Source organism: Actinoplanes sp. NPDC049598 (genome assembly GCF_040675435.1).
Lineage (GTDB): Bacteria > Actinomycetota > Actinomycetes > Mycobacteriales > Micromonosporaceae > Actinoplanes.
The window spans coordinates 362,256-376,399 of the sequence record NZ_JBFAOX010000003.1 but is presented as its reverse complement, the minus strand read 5'-3'; the positions used below and the strand labels follow the sequence as shown (position 1 = coordinate 376,399).

11 protein-coding genes, 1 tRNA gene and 2 pseudogenes are annotated in these 14,144 nt (G+C 69.2%); 8 read left to right on the top strand and 6 right to left on the bottom strand.

Going from position 1 to position 14,144, the window contains the following annotated elements; translation table 11 throughout:
• Positions 1-24 precede the first annotated feature (24 nt).
• The 4 genes from glp (at position 25) to AB0J66_RS10425 (ending at position 2,986) form a co-directional block, all read left to right on the top strand.
• Positions 25-1,335 (top strand): gephyrin-like molybdotransferase Glp, encoded by a 1,311-nt coding sequence (glp, locus tag AB0J66_RS10440; protein ID WP_364658227.1) that lies wholly within the window; start codon positions 25-27, stop codon positions 1,333-1,335.
• Positions 1,332-1,964: a GNAT family protein gene (locus AB0J66_RS10435; RefSeq protein WP_364658224.1), complete on the top strand. Its 633-nt coding sequence runs from the start codon at positions 1,332-1,334 to the stop codon at positions 1,962-1,964. Before glp ends, AB0J66_RS10435 begins: the two co-directional genes overlap by 4 nt.
• A gap of 135 nt (positions 1,965-2,099) precedes the next feature.
• The gene (locus tag AB0J66_RS10430; protein ID WP_364658222.1) at positions 2,100-2,825 is read left to right on the top strand and encodes a hypothetical protein; all 726 of its coding nucleotides are present in this window, start codon (positions 2,100-2,102) and stop codon (positions 2,823-2,825) included.
• 87 nt (positions 2,826-2,912) lie between these two features.
• A tRNA-Ala gene (locus AB0J66_RS10425) sits at positions 2,913-2,986 on the top strand.
• A gap of 84 nt (positions 2,987-3,070) precedes the next feature.
• On the opposite strand, the pseudogene AB0J66_RS10420 reads toward AB0J66_RS10425, so the two are convergent.
• The 5 genes and pseudogenes from AB0J66_RS10420 to AB0J66_RS10400 all read right to left on the bottom strand — a co-directional run.
• Positions 3,071-3,256, bottom strand: a pseudogene (locus tag AB0J66_RS10420) (site-specific integrase); the annotation flags it as partial.
• A gap of 658 nt (positions 3,257-3,914) precedes the next feature.
• Positions 3,915-4,571: an ImmA/IrrE family metallo-endopeptidase gene (locus tag AB0J66_RS10415; RefSeq protein WP_364658690.1), complete on the bottom strand. Its 657-nt coding sequence runs from the start codon at positions 4,569-4,571 to the stop codon at positions 3,915-3,917.
• 291 nt (positions 4,572-4,862) lie between these two features.
• Positions 4,863-5,021: pseudogene (locus AB0J66_RS10410) on the bottom strand (helix-turn-helix transcriptional regulator); the annotation flags it as partial.
• Between the two features lie 38 nt (positions 5,022-5,059).
• On the bottom strand, positions 5,060-5,737 hold the full coding sequence (locus AB0J66_RS10405; protein WP_364658219.1) for a hypothetical protein: 678 nt from the start codon (positions 5,735-5,737) through the stop codon (positions 5,060-5,062).
• Positions 5,738-6,356: 619 nt separating this feature from the next.
• On the bottom strand, positions 6,357-6,611 hold the full coding sequence (locus AB0J66_RS10400; RefSeq protein WP_364658217.1) for a GntR family transcriptional regulator: 255 nt from the start codon (positions 6,609-6,611) through the stop codon (positions 6,357-6,359).
• Positions 6,612-6,900: 289 nt separating this feature from the next.
• On the opposite strand from AB0J66_RS10400, the gene AB0J66_RS10395 reads away from it, so the two are divergent.
• The 4 genes from AB0J66_RS10395 to AB0J66_RS10380 all read left to right on the top strand — a co-directional run bounded on the left by AB0J66_RS10395 (position 6,901) and on the right by AB0J66_RS10380 (position 11,525).
• Positions 6,901-9,066, top strand: a complete 2,166-nt coding sequence (locus AB0J66_RS10395; RefSeq protein ID WP_364658216.1) for a helix-turn-helix domain-containing protein — start codon at positions 6,901-6,903, stop codon at positions 9,064-9,066.
• 64 nt (positions 9,067-9,130) lie between these two features.
• Positions 9,131-9,913: an alpha/beta hydrolase gene (locus AB0J66_RS10390; RefSeq protein ID WP_364658214.1), complete on the top strand. Its 783-nt coding sequence runs from the start codon at positions 9,131-9,133 to the stop codon at positions 9,911-9,913.
• On the top strand, positions 9,910-10,728 hold the full coding sequence (locus tag AB0J66_RS10385) for an alpha/beta hydrolase (RefSeq protein ID WP_364658211.1): 819 nt from the start codon (positions 9,910-9,912) through the stop codon (positions 10,726-10,728). The genes AB0J66_RS10390 and AB0J66_RS10385 overlap by 4 nt, the downstream gene beginning before the upstream one ends.
• The gene (locus AB0J66_RS10380) at positions 10,725-11,525 is read left to right on the top strand and encodes an alpha/beta hydrolase (protein WP_364658209.1); all 801 of its coding nucleotides are present in this window, start codon (positions 10,725-10,727) and stop codon (positions 11,523-11,525) included. The genes AB0J66_RS10385 and AB0J66_RS10380 overlap by 4 nt, the downstream gene beginning before the upstream one ends.
• Here AB0J66_RS10380 and AB0J66_RS10375 read toward each other — a convergent pair.
• Positions 11,502-14,084, bottom strand: coding sequence for an AAA family ATPase (locus AB0J66_RS10375; RefSeq protein ID WP_364658206.1), 2,583 nt, complete (start codon positions 14,082-14,084; stop codon positions 11,502-11,504). The two genes, AB0J66_RS10380 and AB0J66_RS10375, sit on opposite strands and share 24 nt — an antisense overlap.
• Positions 14,085-14,144: the final 60 nt, after the last annotated feature.

Genomic DNA, 14,144 nt, shown 5'->3' with positions numbered 1-14,144 from the left:
CTTGATGACCCGGAACGCGCAAGGATGACGGCCACGGCCGATGCCGAGGCGGCCGCCAACGAGCTGAAGCCTCTCGCCGAATACCTGGGCAGCGTGCTGCGCAGGCTCCGGCCGCTGCCTCCGCTCGACCTCGACCTCACCCAGGCCCACGGCAACACGCTCGCCACCGACGTGCTGGCGCCGCATCCGTACCCGGCGTTCGACCAGGCCGCGATCGACGGATACGCCGCACGCTGGGAAGACCTCGGCGGGGCGGGCCGGGTCGGCTCCCACCCGGCGTTCGGGCGGGTCGAGGGCGGCCCGCGCCCGGTCCGGCTCAACGTGGTGGGTGACCTCGGCGCGTCCAGCTGGCGCCCGGTCCGGCTGTCGCCCGGCACGTGCTTCTCGGTGGCCGCCGGCGCGCCGCTGCCGATCGGGGCCGACGTGGTCGTGCCCGTGCACTGGACCGACCAGGGCATGGCCGCCGTGGAGATCCTGCACGCGCCGAAGAGGGGCTCGGGCGTACGCCGGGCGGGTGACGAAGTCGCGGTCGGTCAGGTGCTCGCCCCCAAAGGCGCCTACGTCACCCCGGCCATGGTCGCGACGTTCGCCGCCTCCGGCATCGGGCACGTCGTGGTCCGGCCCAGCCCGCGTGTGGTCGTCGTGGCCACCGGCGACGAGCTGGTCGACGTGGGCCGGCCCAGCCAACCCGGGCAGATCGTCGACGCCAACTCGCACGCGCTGACCGCCGCCGCGGTCGAGGCCGGCGCGCTCGCGTACCGCATCGGCATCTGCGACGACGACCCGGAAGGGCTCCGCGGCCTGCTCGAGGACCAGACCCTCCGGGCCGATCTGATCATCACGACCGGGGGCACCGGCACCGGGCCCGGCGACATGCTGCGCCGGGTGCTCTCCCGCCGCGACCCCGGCCGCGGCGCCGTCGAGTTCACCGACGTGGCCCTCTGCCCCGGCAGCACCCTCGGCTTCGGCACGGTCGGCGGCGAGGAGGTCCCGGTGATCTGCCTGCCCGGCGAGCCCGGCGCCGCCCTCATCGGCTTCGAGGTGCTCGCCCACCCCGTCATCCAGCTGCTCGCCGGCAACGAGCCGGTGTTCCGCCCCAGCGTCAAGGCCCACCTGCTGGAGACCATCTCGTCCCCCGGCGGCCTGCGCGAGTTCCGCCCCGCGTTCGTCACCGAACGGCGCGGCGGGGGACATACGGTGCAGCCACTGGCCGGCGGGCCGTACACTCTCTCCGGCCTGGCCGAGGCCAACGGCCTACTGGTCCTCGGCGAGCGGGTCACCACGGCGGCCGCCGGCTCGACCGTGGACGTGCTGCTCCTCGACCGGAGGCGATGATGCTGGGGTCCACGCCCGGATGGCCCGCCGTCCTGGCCGACGGACCCGTCGTGCTGCGCCCCTACAAGCGCAGCGACGGCCGCGCCTGGTCCGACGTGCGGACAGCCAACCAGAAATGGCTCGCCCCCTGGGAGTCGGCGCCGCCCGGCCCGTGGTCCGAGATGAACTCGGCCCGCGCCTTCGGCTACGTCTACCAGGACATGAAACGCGCGGCCCGGCGCGGCGAGAGCATGCCGTTCGCGGTCTGCCTCCAGGAGAACGGCCACGAACGGCTGGTCGGTCACCTCAACCTCGGCAACATCGTCCGGCGCGCCTTCAGCTCGGCCTACGCCGGCTACTGGGTCGACAGCCGCGTCGCCGGCCGGGGCGTCATCCCGACCGCGCTCGCCCTCGCCGTCGACCACGCGTTCGGCCCCGGCGGCCTGCACCGCATCGAGGTCAACATCCGGCCCGAGAACAAACCCTCCCGCCGGGTCGTCGAGAAGCTCGGCTTCCGCGAGGAGGCGTACCACCAGCGCTACATGCACATCGACGGCAGCTGGCGAGACCATCTCGGATATGCCCTGACCAGCGAGGAAGTGGCCGCCGAGGGCGGTCTGCTGGCCCGCTGGCGCCGGGTCCGGGCCTGAGAAGGGCCCTGACACGCCCGGCGCGCCGTGACCATTTCCGCAGCTCGCGCCCGTAGCCTCGGGGAGATTGGGTCTTGCGGTCCGTGGCCGGGAAAGTGTAAAGCGGACCGCCCGTAGCTGACGGGAGGGGTGAGGGTGCCGACCTCGGTGCTCCTCGCCGTCCTCACCGCGGCGGGTCTGCTCGCCCTCGCGCCCGCGCTCGTGCGCCGGTACGACGCCACCGAGCGCCTCGCCGCGGAGCGGGCGTCGTCGACGGCGAGGGTGCTCCAGCGCCACCGCCGTCGTCGCACCGTGCCCGGACGCCGACCGATCAACCCTGGGCGGCTGGTTTCGGTTACGGTCTCGCCGTCTCCCTCCCCACGACCAAGACTTCGGCTGGTCAAGCCGGGTCGCCGCCCGGCCCGGCGGGTGCCGGTCCGCCGGCACACCCCGGCGGTGGTACGCCGCCGGCGCGTCTTCGCGGCGCTGATCCTGCTCAACCTGATCGAGCTGATCGGGGTGGTCGCCGTGGGGCCCGGTTTCTGGATCGGGTTTGCGGTGACCTTCACGCTGCTGGTGATCGACCTGTTCCACCTGCGTAATCGGGCTATCGCCGACCGCCGCCGACGGCGCGAGGAGGCTCGTGAGGCGGCGTGGCTGGCGGCTCGGCAGGCTGAGGTGCGGCGGGAGCAGGCCCGCCGGCAGGCGGCCCGTCGCGAAGCGGCCAAGCGGCTGGCGGCTCAGAAGGAAGCGGTGCGCCGGGCGGCGATGGGCCTGGACCAGGATCTGCCGCCGGCGGCTACGGCCTCGGTCTCCTACCGCCGGGCGGGCGGGTTGCGCGGGCGGGCGTACGAGGCCGGAGGGCGCCACCACACGGCGTGAGGACCGGTGTGGGGGTCGGTTCGCGGGGGCGGTGCGTTACCTGTTAGCCTTGCTGCGGTTCCACGGACACGTCCGAGGGATCGGTAAGGGGCTGTGGCGCAGTCTGGTAGCGCACCTCGTTCGCATCGAGGGGGTCTGGGGTTCAAATCCCCACAGCTCCACCGCAGGTGAGAGGCTGCTCTGGGTACTTCCCGGAGCAGCATTTTGATGTTGTAAAGCAGTTAAGTGCAGCAAGTCATGAAGCTTCACCTGTCGAGGCTGTCGCTGAGCCGGCGCAACGCGTCGATCATCTGCTTGGACGAGACCTGCGTGTAGACCTTCATCGTGACCTTGAAGTCGACGTGCAGCAGGATCTGCATGGCCAACCGCGTGTTCAGGTCGAGGTCCGCCAGGAGCGAGCCGCAGGTACGTCGGGCGTCTTGGACACTGATTCGCGACACGTCGGCCACGATCCAGGGTGAGCTTGACCTAATGGTCGAGGGTCAGTGAGACGAGTCGAGGCCGCGCCGCCCAGCGAGGGTGACGCGACCTCGATGATTATGTTGCCGAAATATGGGCGGAGCCAAGATGCTCTATCGGCAAAGCGCCGCTGCCGGTTGAGGAGGGGATTCGCCGATAGCGGATCTTGACTGCGGGTGGGTTGCGCTTCGCCTTAGCGTCTTACGCTTCAGTGGTACAGCCGTCCAACGGCATCCACCAGATGAGCGAGACCATGCATAAGGGCCGACGCTGCACTCACCAATAGCAGGACCAGGTCGTGCCGCTCTGGCTTGTGGCGCGGTACTTTGTTCTTAGGCATGTCTTGGGTGCTCCTCTTCAACGGGCTGAACTCATGACTAGGTGACGCTCGGGTGGCCTCCCGGGCGTCACCCCGCCGTAATGGCAGGTCCTGTGAAGAGACGATAGTCGCAGGTAAGTAGCGTGCCAAGTAAACCTTCTAGTGTACCACAACTGTACCCACACTGTCTAGTGGCACTCCCCACCCTAAAACGCCTGGTCAGACGGCTAATGTAGTACTCCGCTATGGGATGGGCCACATTTTTTCATCGCTCGGCTGAGCGGAACAGCCCTTGTCGAGAGATGGGCCTATTAAGGCTTCCCACCGACAACGAGCCGTAGCCCATCTGGTCGAGGCGACAAACGCTCCTCCTCGCCGCCGCCGTCAACAGCGCCTACGAACAATCCGAAGGTGAGAGCGTTCAGGTCCTCAAGCCGTAAGCCAAGATCGGCAGCAAATACGCGGGCAGTAATCTTCTGCTGACGGAGGCCAGTGAAGACCTTTTGGAGTACTTGTGACCTCTCTCGGTCAATGCCGTTCGGCTCGGTGGTTCGGTAGCCTAACTTTGCAAGCTCAATCAGGCAGCGCCGGTAATTCCACTCACTGAACATGCCGACGTCATTGACTCGGTAGGCGAGAGCTAGGGCGGCAACTCGCCAGAAGCGCTTCCCTCTGAGTATCTGATCCGTGGTCGGATTACTGGGGATACGCGATCTAACGCTTAGGCGGGGCATCAGGAAGGAGGATGCAAAAGTATTCGCATCACGCTCGCTGTCTCTGTCCCAGTCGCTGCAACCATTGTGTCCGTGAAGGACTAGATGTCCGAGCTCGTGAGCGGCATCAAACCTTCCCCGCTCCCCGGTCTTCAGAGTGTTGAGGACGACGATAGGTGTTCCTTTTTCCCAAAAAGAAAAGGCGTCAACATCGCTGTATTCGGGTGCCAGAGAAAACACTCTAACGCCGTTCACCTCAAGCAAGTGCACCATATTTGGCGCCGGCGAGCCTTCGGCGAGTCCCCACCTGGCCCGCACGTACTCTGCGGCTTGCTCCGGGCGATGGCGTTCCAATGTAGGTACATTCGGACCAGGTAGGCGAAAGCGCTCGTCGAGAAGGGCGCTCAGTTCGGCGCTCAGCGCTGCGGTTGTCAAGGCTGCGTCCCGAGCTGTTGCCTGAATCTTGGTTCTAGCTCTGAAGCTGACGCGGTCCTCTTCGATTGTCTCTATATGCGGTCGAGAGAAGAAGGCCGATGGAAAATCTAGTTCGGAGGCGATTCTCGTGAGAGCATCGTCTCCGGGTTTCTGGCGTCCTCGCTCGTAGTTGTAGATACTTTGCGTTGTCAAGCCGACACGTCTAGCCAGCTCCGCAGCCGTAAGTCCGCGACGCTTGCGCGCAAGAGACAATCTAGACGGCGTAAACACGGCGCACTCTTCCTCGTAGAAGGCGCCTACAGGAGGCGCTACTTCGGCTCGACGGGAACGTCGATTTCCCCAAAACCCTCGTTCGGGTCGTCGTCGTCAGGGAACTCTGTGAACTCTTCAACCGCGTATGGCGGAGGGGTGACACGGGGACTCCACTGAGTGATGTACCCGCGAGCGTTCGTTCCGATCGGACGTGAGACCTCGTACCGTATCTCACACTTAGCCTTATCGATGAACATGAGCAGGAGCCAGAGGTCGAGGTCGGCGATCGACTCGTCATCGCTACTCTCCGCTTCCTGGCTGACATCGAAGAGTCGCATCCACCCCGCTGGCTGGTTCCGTTGGACCATCTGCTGAGTCAGCTCGCCCTTGGGGTATCTGCTTCGTGGCTGGATCCCTGTTCCCCTGATGCCCGTCATGGAATTACCACTCGTCACACCCAGCTTGACGCCGCGTTCTCGGTTTACCCACAAGGGCAGCACGCCGTTGACATTGATGCGACGGAACCCGTGATCTTTCAGCTGCCCAGTGAGGCCGATGACGGCACCGTTGTAGGCGTAGTACCCGAACGCTGTTCGGGCGGAGGTCAGTGCGCACAGGCGTCGCTCGGTGTTGCTGGCTCCGATCACCTCGAGCAGCGCTTCGTACGGGATCCCGAGCTGCTGAAGCTGTCGTTCGTAGCCGCCCCCATCGAAGGGAAGAGCGCTCACCGTCATCGGCCATCCTCCAGGTCTTATGAATCCGGCCCCTCAGTTGAGGTTGGAAAAACATAAGACACTGTAGACGCGCGGTTGGCAAGCTGTGCGGCGCGAAGGCTCGGCACGCCGCGCCCATGGAGTGACGTGCGTTACTTGCGAGCACAGGCATGCAATCGAACATATGTTCGTTTTGGCATCCGGTCAAGATCGGAATGATGCCCGAGGGCTAGGTTTGCCGGAGCTGGCGAGAGTGAGGGGCGCGGCAGGGAAGTGCAGCAGCCGTGCAGTCTTCAACGAGCCGAGGGAGACCGCTTCGCCATCTGACCTCGGGGAAGCACCAAGTCCGACCGGACCGCCCAGAGTTCATCGCGGGGGTCTGGGGTTCGAATTCCCACAGCTCCACGAGACTTCAGGCGCTCTCTGTCTGCGTGAAGCGTGGGCCGGGGCCTCTCGTCATGTCCGTTCCGGGCCGAGCCCGGAGACCCCCGGTGTGGTGCGCGTGGTGGGTGGGATGGTCGCCGTGAGCGTGAGTCGTCTGAGTGTTGTCGGCCGGGCCAGCATCGTTAAATATGCGTAAGTGATGCGCGCTTCGCTGGGCGCGGGTGTCGATATGCATAAATTTGCACAAGCGCGCGTTTTAGGTCTGCAAGCGTGGGCTGACGAAGGAGCCCCGGCCGGGGACGGTGTAGACGAGGCCGCGGTCTCGCAGCTCGGCTATGGCGTGACGGGCGGTTGCCCGGGCTACGCCCCAGCGCTGCTGAATGTCCTTCTCGCTGGCGATCGGGGAGTCGACGGGAGCGTTGGCGATCTCGGCGGCGAGTTCGTCCGCGATCGTCACGTAGACCGGGCGGGGTGTCCGGTGGCGATAGGACTCCTGCGGCTCGTCGTTCATAGATCGGACAGTAGGCGGTCAGCTACGCCTAGCTCCCTTCATCTACGTATACGTACGCACGTAGACAGGAATAGACCGGAGCGGTAGGTTGTGAGTGCCGGATGACACGTGGTCTGGCTTCCGCGGGATTCGCGGTCCTGCCGACAGCTCGGCCCCGGCGTCGACCAGGCGTCGGGGCCAGTGGCGACCTTACGGGCGGCGCGGCTGGGTGGATCGTGCGCGGTGGGTCGAGAACCGTGCGCTGAGGGCCGATTCGGCTGGTTCGGGCGTTACTAGCGTCGGCTCGGCTATGACACTTCCTGAGCAGGGTGGGCTGGGGTTTGGTGGGCGGCTTCGGGAGCTGCGGGTTCGGCGTGGGCTGACCATTGAGGGGCTGGCCGAGGCGTCCGGGGTCAGTGCGCGGGCGATCAGCGACATGGAGCGGGGGCGTAGCCGGGCGCCGCGGCCGCGGACGGTTGCGGCGCTCAGTGGGGCGCTGGGTGGGGACGGCACGCTGGTTGAGCTGGCCCGGGCCGGGCGGGAGACGAGCAGCGCCGGGCGGCCGCGGATGTGTGATCTGCCTCGGCGTAGTGGGCATTTCGTGGGCCGGGGTGACGAACTCGCTGCGATCGCTGAGCACTGGGCAGACGTGTCGCCGGTGACGGTTGTGCACGGGGCGCCGGGGGTGGGGAAGACGGGGCTGGCTCTGAAGGTGGCCGAGCTGCATGAACAGCGGTTTCCGGACGGGCGGTTCTATCTGGATCTGCGGGGGACCGAGCCGGGTGGTGGGGTGCCGGTCGGTGAGGCGCAGACCATGCTTCTGCGGGCGCTCGGGGTCAGCTCGCGGTTGATCGCGCGGGGGGAGCCGGAGCGTACGGGGCAGTTGCGGGCGATCCTGGCCGAGCGCCGCTGTCTGGTGATTCTCGACAACGCCGGCCGGGAGGCCCAGGTGCGCGGGCTGATGGGCGCGACGACCGTCGTGACGAGCCGGCGGGTGCTGGGTGGGCTGGAGGCGGTACGGCGGGTCGCGCTGGCGCCGTTGAGCACGGCCGAGGCGGTGGAGCTGCTCGGGGAGGCCGGGTCGGAGGAGACCGCGCGGCTTTGCGGGTGTCTGCCGCTTGCGCTGCGGATCGCCGCGACCCTGGACGACCAGAACCAGCTGACCGATCCGGATCGGCGGCTGGAGGTGCTCACGCCGGTCGAGAACGCCTTCGACGCCTCGTACCGCCACTTGCCCGAGACGGCCCGGACAGTCTTCCGCCGGCTGGCCCATGTGCCGACCCTGTCCTTCTCGGCCGCGGCGGCGGCGGTTCTCGCCGAGCGTGACCTCTACGACGCCGAGGATGTGCTGGAGGAGCTGCTCGAGCTGGGGCTGTTGCAGCCGGAGGGGCACGACCGGTATCGCTTCCACGATCTGATCCGGCTGTATGCGCGGGCGCGGCTGCGGGCCGAGGAGAGCGCGGCGGTGCGGCGGGCGGCCGAACAACGGCTGGTCGGGTGGTATCTGGACACGGCGATCGCGGCCGGGCGGTGGTTCGAGCCGGCGTACGGCAAAGCGCCCGGGAACTGGCGGCATCCCGTTCCGCTGGACACCCGGGAGCTGGCCCAGGCGTGGCTGCAGGCCGAAGTGGACGGCTGGTTCGAGGCCATGCGGCGGGCGGCCGCGGCCGGGGACCATCAGCGCGTGGTCGACGTCGCCGAGTCGCTGCACTGGTACTCGGATCGGACCTACACCGTCGACCCGTGGGGCGCGGTCTACGCCATGTCGCGGGAGTCGGCCGCCCGGCTGCCCGACCGGCTTCAGGAGGTCGTGCACCTCAACTACCAGGCGTGGGCGTCGGCCAGCTGCGACGGGCTCTACTCCGACAGCGCGGCCCAGGCCCTGGAGGCGTACGGCATGGCGGTGGAACTCGGCGACGTCAGAGAGCAGGCGATCGCTTTGAAGTACGCGGCGGACGGATACAACCACAACCGCGATCACGCACGGGCCATTGAGCTGATGACCCGTTCGCTGGAGCTGGCCGAGGCGGCCGGTGACCATGACGGCTACCTGCAGACCATGGTGGCGATCGGCGAGGCGCTGGAGGGACTCGAGCGTCTGGAGGATTCGGTCGCGCAGTATCGGGCCACCCTGGCCGAGCTGGAGCGGCGGCCGTTGTCGCCGCCGGCGCGGGAGGTGGCGCAGCTGACGGCGACCGTCTTTCTCGCCTATGGGCTGACCCGCCTGAAACGCTGGGACGAGGCGGCCGCTACCGCCCACGCCGCGATGCCGCTGGCCCGCACGTTCGGCGAGCCGTTGCTGATCGCGCTGGTGCACCTGGTGCTCGGCCTGACCGAGGCGGCGGCGGGCCACGAGGACCAAGCCCGGGCCGAGCTCACCCGCACGGTCGAGCTCACCCGCGGCCGCAACGTCGCCAACAGCAACAGCTGGATCAAGGTCGCCGAGCAGGCGCTGGCCGAGCTGAGTTCTGCCTAACTCTCCGCATGGTCCTCCCCCGGGCGGCGCTGTTTGCATGAGATCACCGATCGAGAGGATCCACATGCCCACTCTCAGCCGCCGCGCTGTTCTGGCCGGCTCGGCCGCGATAGCCGCTACCGGGGTGCTGGCCGCCCCGGCCGCCGCCCACGGCACCAAGAAGCCGACCATCGTCGTCGTCCACGGCGCCTTCGCCGACGCCTCCGGCTGGAACGGGGTGCTGAGCCGGCTCATCCGGGCCGGCTATCCCGTGCTCGCCCCGGCCAACCCGCTGCGTGGTGTCGCTTCCGACGCCGCCTACCTCGCCAGCATTCTGGCCTCGCTCCCCGGGCCCAAAGTCCTCGTAGGACACTCCTACGGCGGCATGGTCATCACCAACGCGGCCACCGGCAACCCGGACGTCAAGGCGCTCGTCTACGTCGCCGCGTTCGCTCCCGACGCCGGCGACACCGTCTACGGGCTGCAGAACAAGTTCCCCGGTACGAAACTGGGCGAGCCGCAACTGGAGTTCCGGCCCTACGGGGCGAGCGCCGACGGCTACGTCCGCCGGGAGTACTTCCACGACGTCTTCGCCGGTGATCTGCCCCGGTCGACGACCGACCTGATGTGGGCCGGTCAGCGCCCGGGCGACGTGACCACGCTGCGGGAGGCGTCCGGCCCGCCGGCCTGGGCCACCGTCCCGTCGTACTACCTGGTCGCCCGGCGCGACAACCTCATCCCGGCCGCGGCGCAGCGCTTCATGGCCCGGCGGGCGGGCGCCCGCACGGTCGAGGTCGACGCCTCGCACGTCGCGATGATCTCCCAGCCCGGGGCCACCACCGATCTGATCAAGAGGGCCGCCCGATGAGCTACGTGACCACTTCCGACGGCACCCAGATCTACTACAAGGACTGGGGTACGGGCCGTCCGGTCGTCCTGGCCCACGGATGGCCGCTCAACTCCGACAGCTGGGAGGCGCAGCAGCTCTTCCTGGCCGAGCACGGCTACCGGGCGATCGCGCACGACCGGCGCGGGCACGGCCGGTCGACGCAGACGTGGACCGGCAACGAGATGGACACGTACGCCGACGACCTGGCCGCCCTGATCGAGCACCTCGATCTGCGGGACGTGACCCTGGTCGGCTTCTCCACCGGTGGTGGCGAGATCACCCGCTACATCGGACGGCACGGTACGGCGCGGGTCGCCCAGGCCGTGCTGGTCTCGGCCGTGCCGCCGTTCATGCTGCGGACGGCCGACAACCCGGACGGCGTACCGGTCAAGGTCTTCGATGATCTGCGGGCGGGTTCGCGGGCCGACCGGTCGCAGCTCTACCAGGATCTCGCGGCCGGGCCGTTCTTCGGCGGCGCCGCCTCGCCGGGGATCCGGGACGCGTTCTGGCTGCAGTCGATGGCGGCCGGGCACCGCAACGCGTACGAGTCGATCGCCGCCTTCTCGGCCACCGACTTCCGGGCCGACCTCGCGAAGTTCGACGTGCCGACGCTGGTCGTCCACGGCGACGCCGACCAGGTCGTCCCGTTCGACGTCGGTGGCAAGGCATCGGCCGCGCTGGTCGAGGGGGCCGAGCTGATCGTCTACGCCGGCGCGCCGCACGGCATCACCGACACCCACAAAGAGCAGCTCGCCAACGACCTGCTCGCGTTCCTGGAGGAGTTCGCCGCATGAGCACGATCGTCCTGATCCACGGCCTGTGGGTGACCCCGCGCAGCTGGGAGCACTGGATCCCGTACTACGAGGCCAAGGGCCACACGGTCGTCGCCCCGGCCTACCCCGGCTTCGAGGTCGAGGTGGAGGCGCTGCGGGCGGACCCGTCGCCGATCGCCTCGCTGACCGTGCCGGAGACCATCGCCCACCTCGAGAAGATCATCACGGCGCTGCCCGAGAAGCCGATCCTGATCGGTCACTCGTTCGGCGGCACGCTCACCCAGCTGCTGCTCGACCGCGGGCACGGCGCGGCCGGGGTGGTGATCGACTCGGCCCCGCCCGAGGGCATCCGGGTCACGCCGCCGTCGCAGCTCAAGTCGCTGTTCCCGATCCTCAACAACCCGGCCAAGCGGCATCAGGCGGCCGGCTTCACCCCCGAGCAATGGCGGTACGCCTTCACCAACACGCTGTCCGAAGAGGAATCGAGAGCGGCCTACGAGCGGTACGCCATCGCGGCCCCGGGGAGCTGGGTGTGGGCGTACGGCCTGATCGCGAACTTCAAACCGGGCAAGCAGGAGACCTGGGTCGACTACCGCAACCCGGACCGGGCGCCGCTGCTGTTCATCGCGGGCGGCGCCGACCACATCATGCCGCCGTCGGTGAACCGCTCGAACGCCCACCACTACAAGGGCGAGGGCACGATCACCGACTATGTCGAGGTGCCGGGCCGCTCGCACTGGACCTGCGCCGAGCCGGGCTGGGAGAAGATCGCCGACACGGCCCTGGAGTGGGCGCTACGGCACGTTCAGGACGCTTGACAGCTGTGCGCGCCGGGTGATGCCGAGCTTCGGGTAGATCCGGTACAGGTGCGAGCCGATGGTGCGGTGGGACAGGAACAACCGCTCGGCGATCTCGCGGTTGGTCAGGCCTTCTGCCGCCATGGCGGCGATCTGCAACTCCTGCGGAGAGAGCCGCGCCTGTACGGGTTCTGAGCGGCGCCCGCTGTGCTCGCCGGCCGCCCGCAACTCGGCCCGGGCCGCGTCGGCCCACGGCACGGCGCCCAGCGCATCGAAACTGTCGCGAGCGGCGCGCAGCAAATCGCGAGCCGGTCCGCCGTGGCGGCGGCGGGCCCGTCCGCGGTGCAGCTGAAGCCGCGCCCGGTACAGCGGCCAGCGGGTGGTGATCTCCGGCTCGCCCGGATCGGTCACCACGGCCGCGTACTCGGCCGCCACCTGCAGCATCGGCGCCCGGACCCGGTCGGCCAGGGCGGGCAGTTCGGCGATCAGCTCCCGCGCCTCGGCCAGCCGCCCGGCGCCGATCGCCGCGTCGAGCAGCTCCGGCACGAGCCACCAGCGCATGTAGCGGTGATACGTGGGGTCGGCCGGGTCGAACGTGCGGGCCAGCACCCCGTACGCCTCCGAGGCCTCACCCCGGAAGAGATGGACCAGGCCCCGGGCCTGGGCGAGCGCGACCTGGATGTACCGCATGCCCTCGGTGAGCGGGCTGGCGGCGACCTCGTCGATCAGCCGGCGCGCCTCGTCGAGCTCACCCCGCAGGGCGGCGATCGCGGCCAGGGTGGTCTGCGCCGCCACCGCGTAGAACGCCTCGCCGGTCTCCGCGGCCAGCGTGCCGGCCTCGATCAGCTCGGCCTGGGCCCGATCCCACTGCCCCAGCCAGATCCGGCCCCAGTTGCTGCTGGCCAGCAGCCGCGTCAGCACCCCCAGCCGGCCCTGGGCCCGGGCCTCGGCCACCGCCTCGTCCAGGGTGGTGGAGCTGCGCTCGAAATCGCCCAGCACGAGGGCGGCGCTGCCCAGGAACCGGGCCGCCTCCGGGCCCGTGTCGCCGGTCATCCGTTTCAGGACCTCGAAACCCCGCTCCTCGGGGACCGTGTAGGCGAGAACCGCCAGCGCCAGCGGGTCACCGGTGTCGATCAACGCGGCGATCCGGGCCCGGGCCGCGGCGGTCTCCGGCCCGGTGGCCTGGAAGAAACAGCGCGACGCGGCCCGCCACAGGACCTGCCGGCCGACCTGCGGGCTGCCGGCCTCGTACGCGGCCACGGCGATCTCCGTCAGCTCCTCCACCCGCCGCAGCGGATCGGTGTAGCGCGGATAGCGGACCACCTCGAGCACATTGGTCAATCGGGCCCGCTCGACCGGCCCCAGATCGGTGAGGTCGTTGCCGTCCAGCATCTGCTCGACCTCGTGCCGCGCGCCGACCTCGCTCGCCAGCTCGGCCGCCCGCAGCGTGAACCGCTCGGGCCGGTCGGTCAGCGCGCCGGCCCGCCGCAGCGCCGCCACGGCGGCCATCGTGGCGCCCCGGGCCCGCGCCCGCTCGGCGTACAGCTCCAGCTCGGCCGCGAGCGTCTCGTCGGTGCCGACCGTGGCCGAGGCGAGATGCCACAGGCGGCGATCGGGGAAGTCGGCGAGCTGATCGGCCAGCGCCCGGTGCGCGGCGAGCCGGGCCGCCAGCGGCGCTTGCTGGTAGACGGCGGACCGCATCAGCGGATGCCGGAAACGCAGGCTCGCGCCGTCCAGCTCGATCAGCTCGGCGTCGATCGCCCGCTGGACGTCGTCGAGCCCCGCCCCGGCCGCTTGAAGGAGACGCTTGAGGTCACAGCTGGAGTCGGCCGCCAGCATCAACAGCAGCCGGGCGGTGCCGGTCCCTTCCGCTTCCGCCCGCGCCGCGAAGGCCCGCTCCAGGCGGCTGTTGAGCGGCAAGGTGTCGTCCAGCGGCCGGCCGGCCGCGGTCTTGGGCAGCTCGACCAGGGCCAGCGGATTACCGGCGGCCTCGGTCAGCAACCGCTGCCGGGCGGTGGCCGACAGATTCGGGGCGTACGCGTCGAGCAGAGCGGCGGCGACATCGCCGGGCAGGCGGCCGATTTCCAGGTCGGGCAGGCCCGACTCGCGGGACAGCAGCCGGGTCGCGCCGACGGCCAGCACGGCCTCACCACCGATGCGGCGGGCCACGAAGGCGAGGACGTCGCCGCTCTCCTTGTCGAACCAGTGCAGGTCGTCGAGCACGAGGACGACGGGCGCCAGGTCGACGATCAGCTCCAGGACGGCGCGCGCGACGGCGTACAGGTCGGGCTGCTCCTGCGATCTCTCCCCGAGGGCGGCCAACAGCTCGGGCCGGCGGATCTGCCTGGTCAGCGGGAAGAAGAGCTGGTGAAGCGCGGCGTACGGCAGGCGCGACTCGCTCTCGACGCCGGTGGCCCGCAGGATGTGCAGGTCACGGGCCTCCTGCTCGACCGCCTTCAACAGCGCGGTCTTCCCGATGCCCGGCTCGCCCCGGATGACCAGCGCGCCGCCGTGACCCTGCCGCGCCCGCTCGACGAGCCCGCGCAGCAACCCCACCTCGGCGTCCCGGCCCACCAGCACCATCGCATTCTGTCATCAGCAGTAACGATCGCAGTCGTTCGACTGAGCTGCATCGCGGTA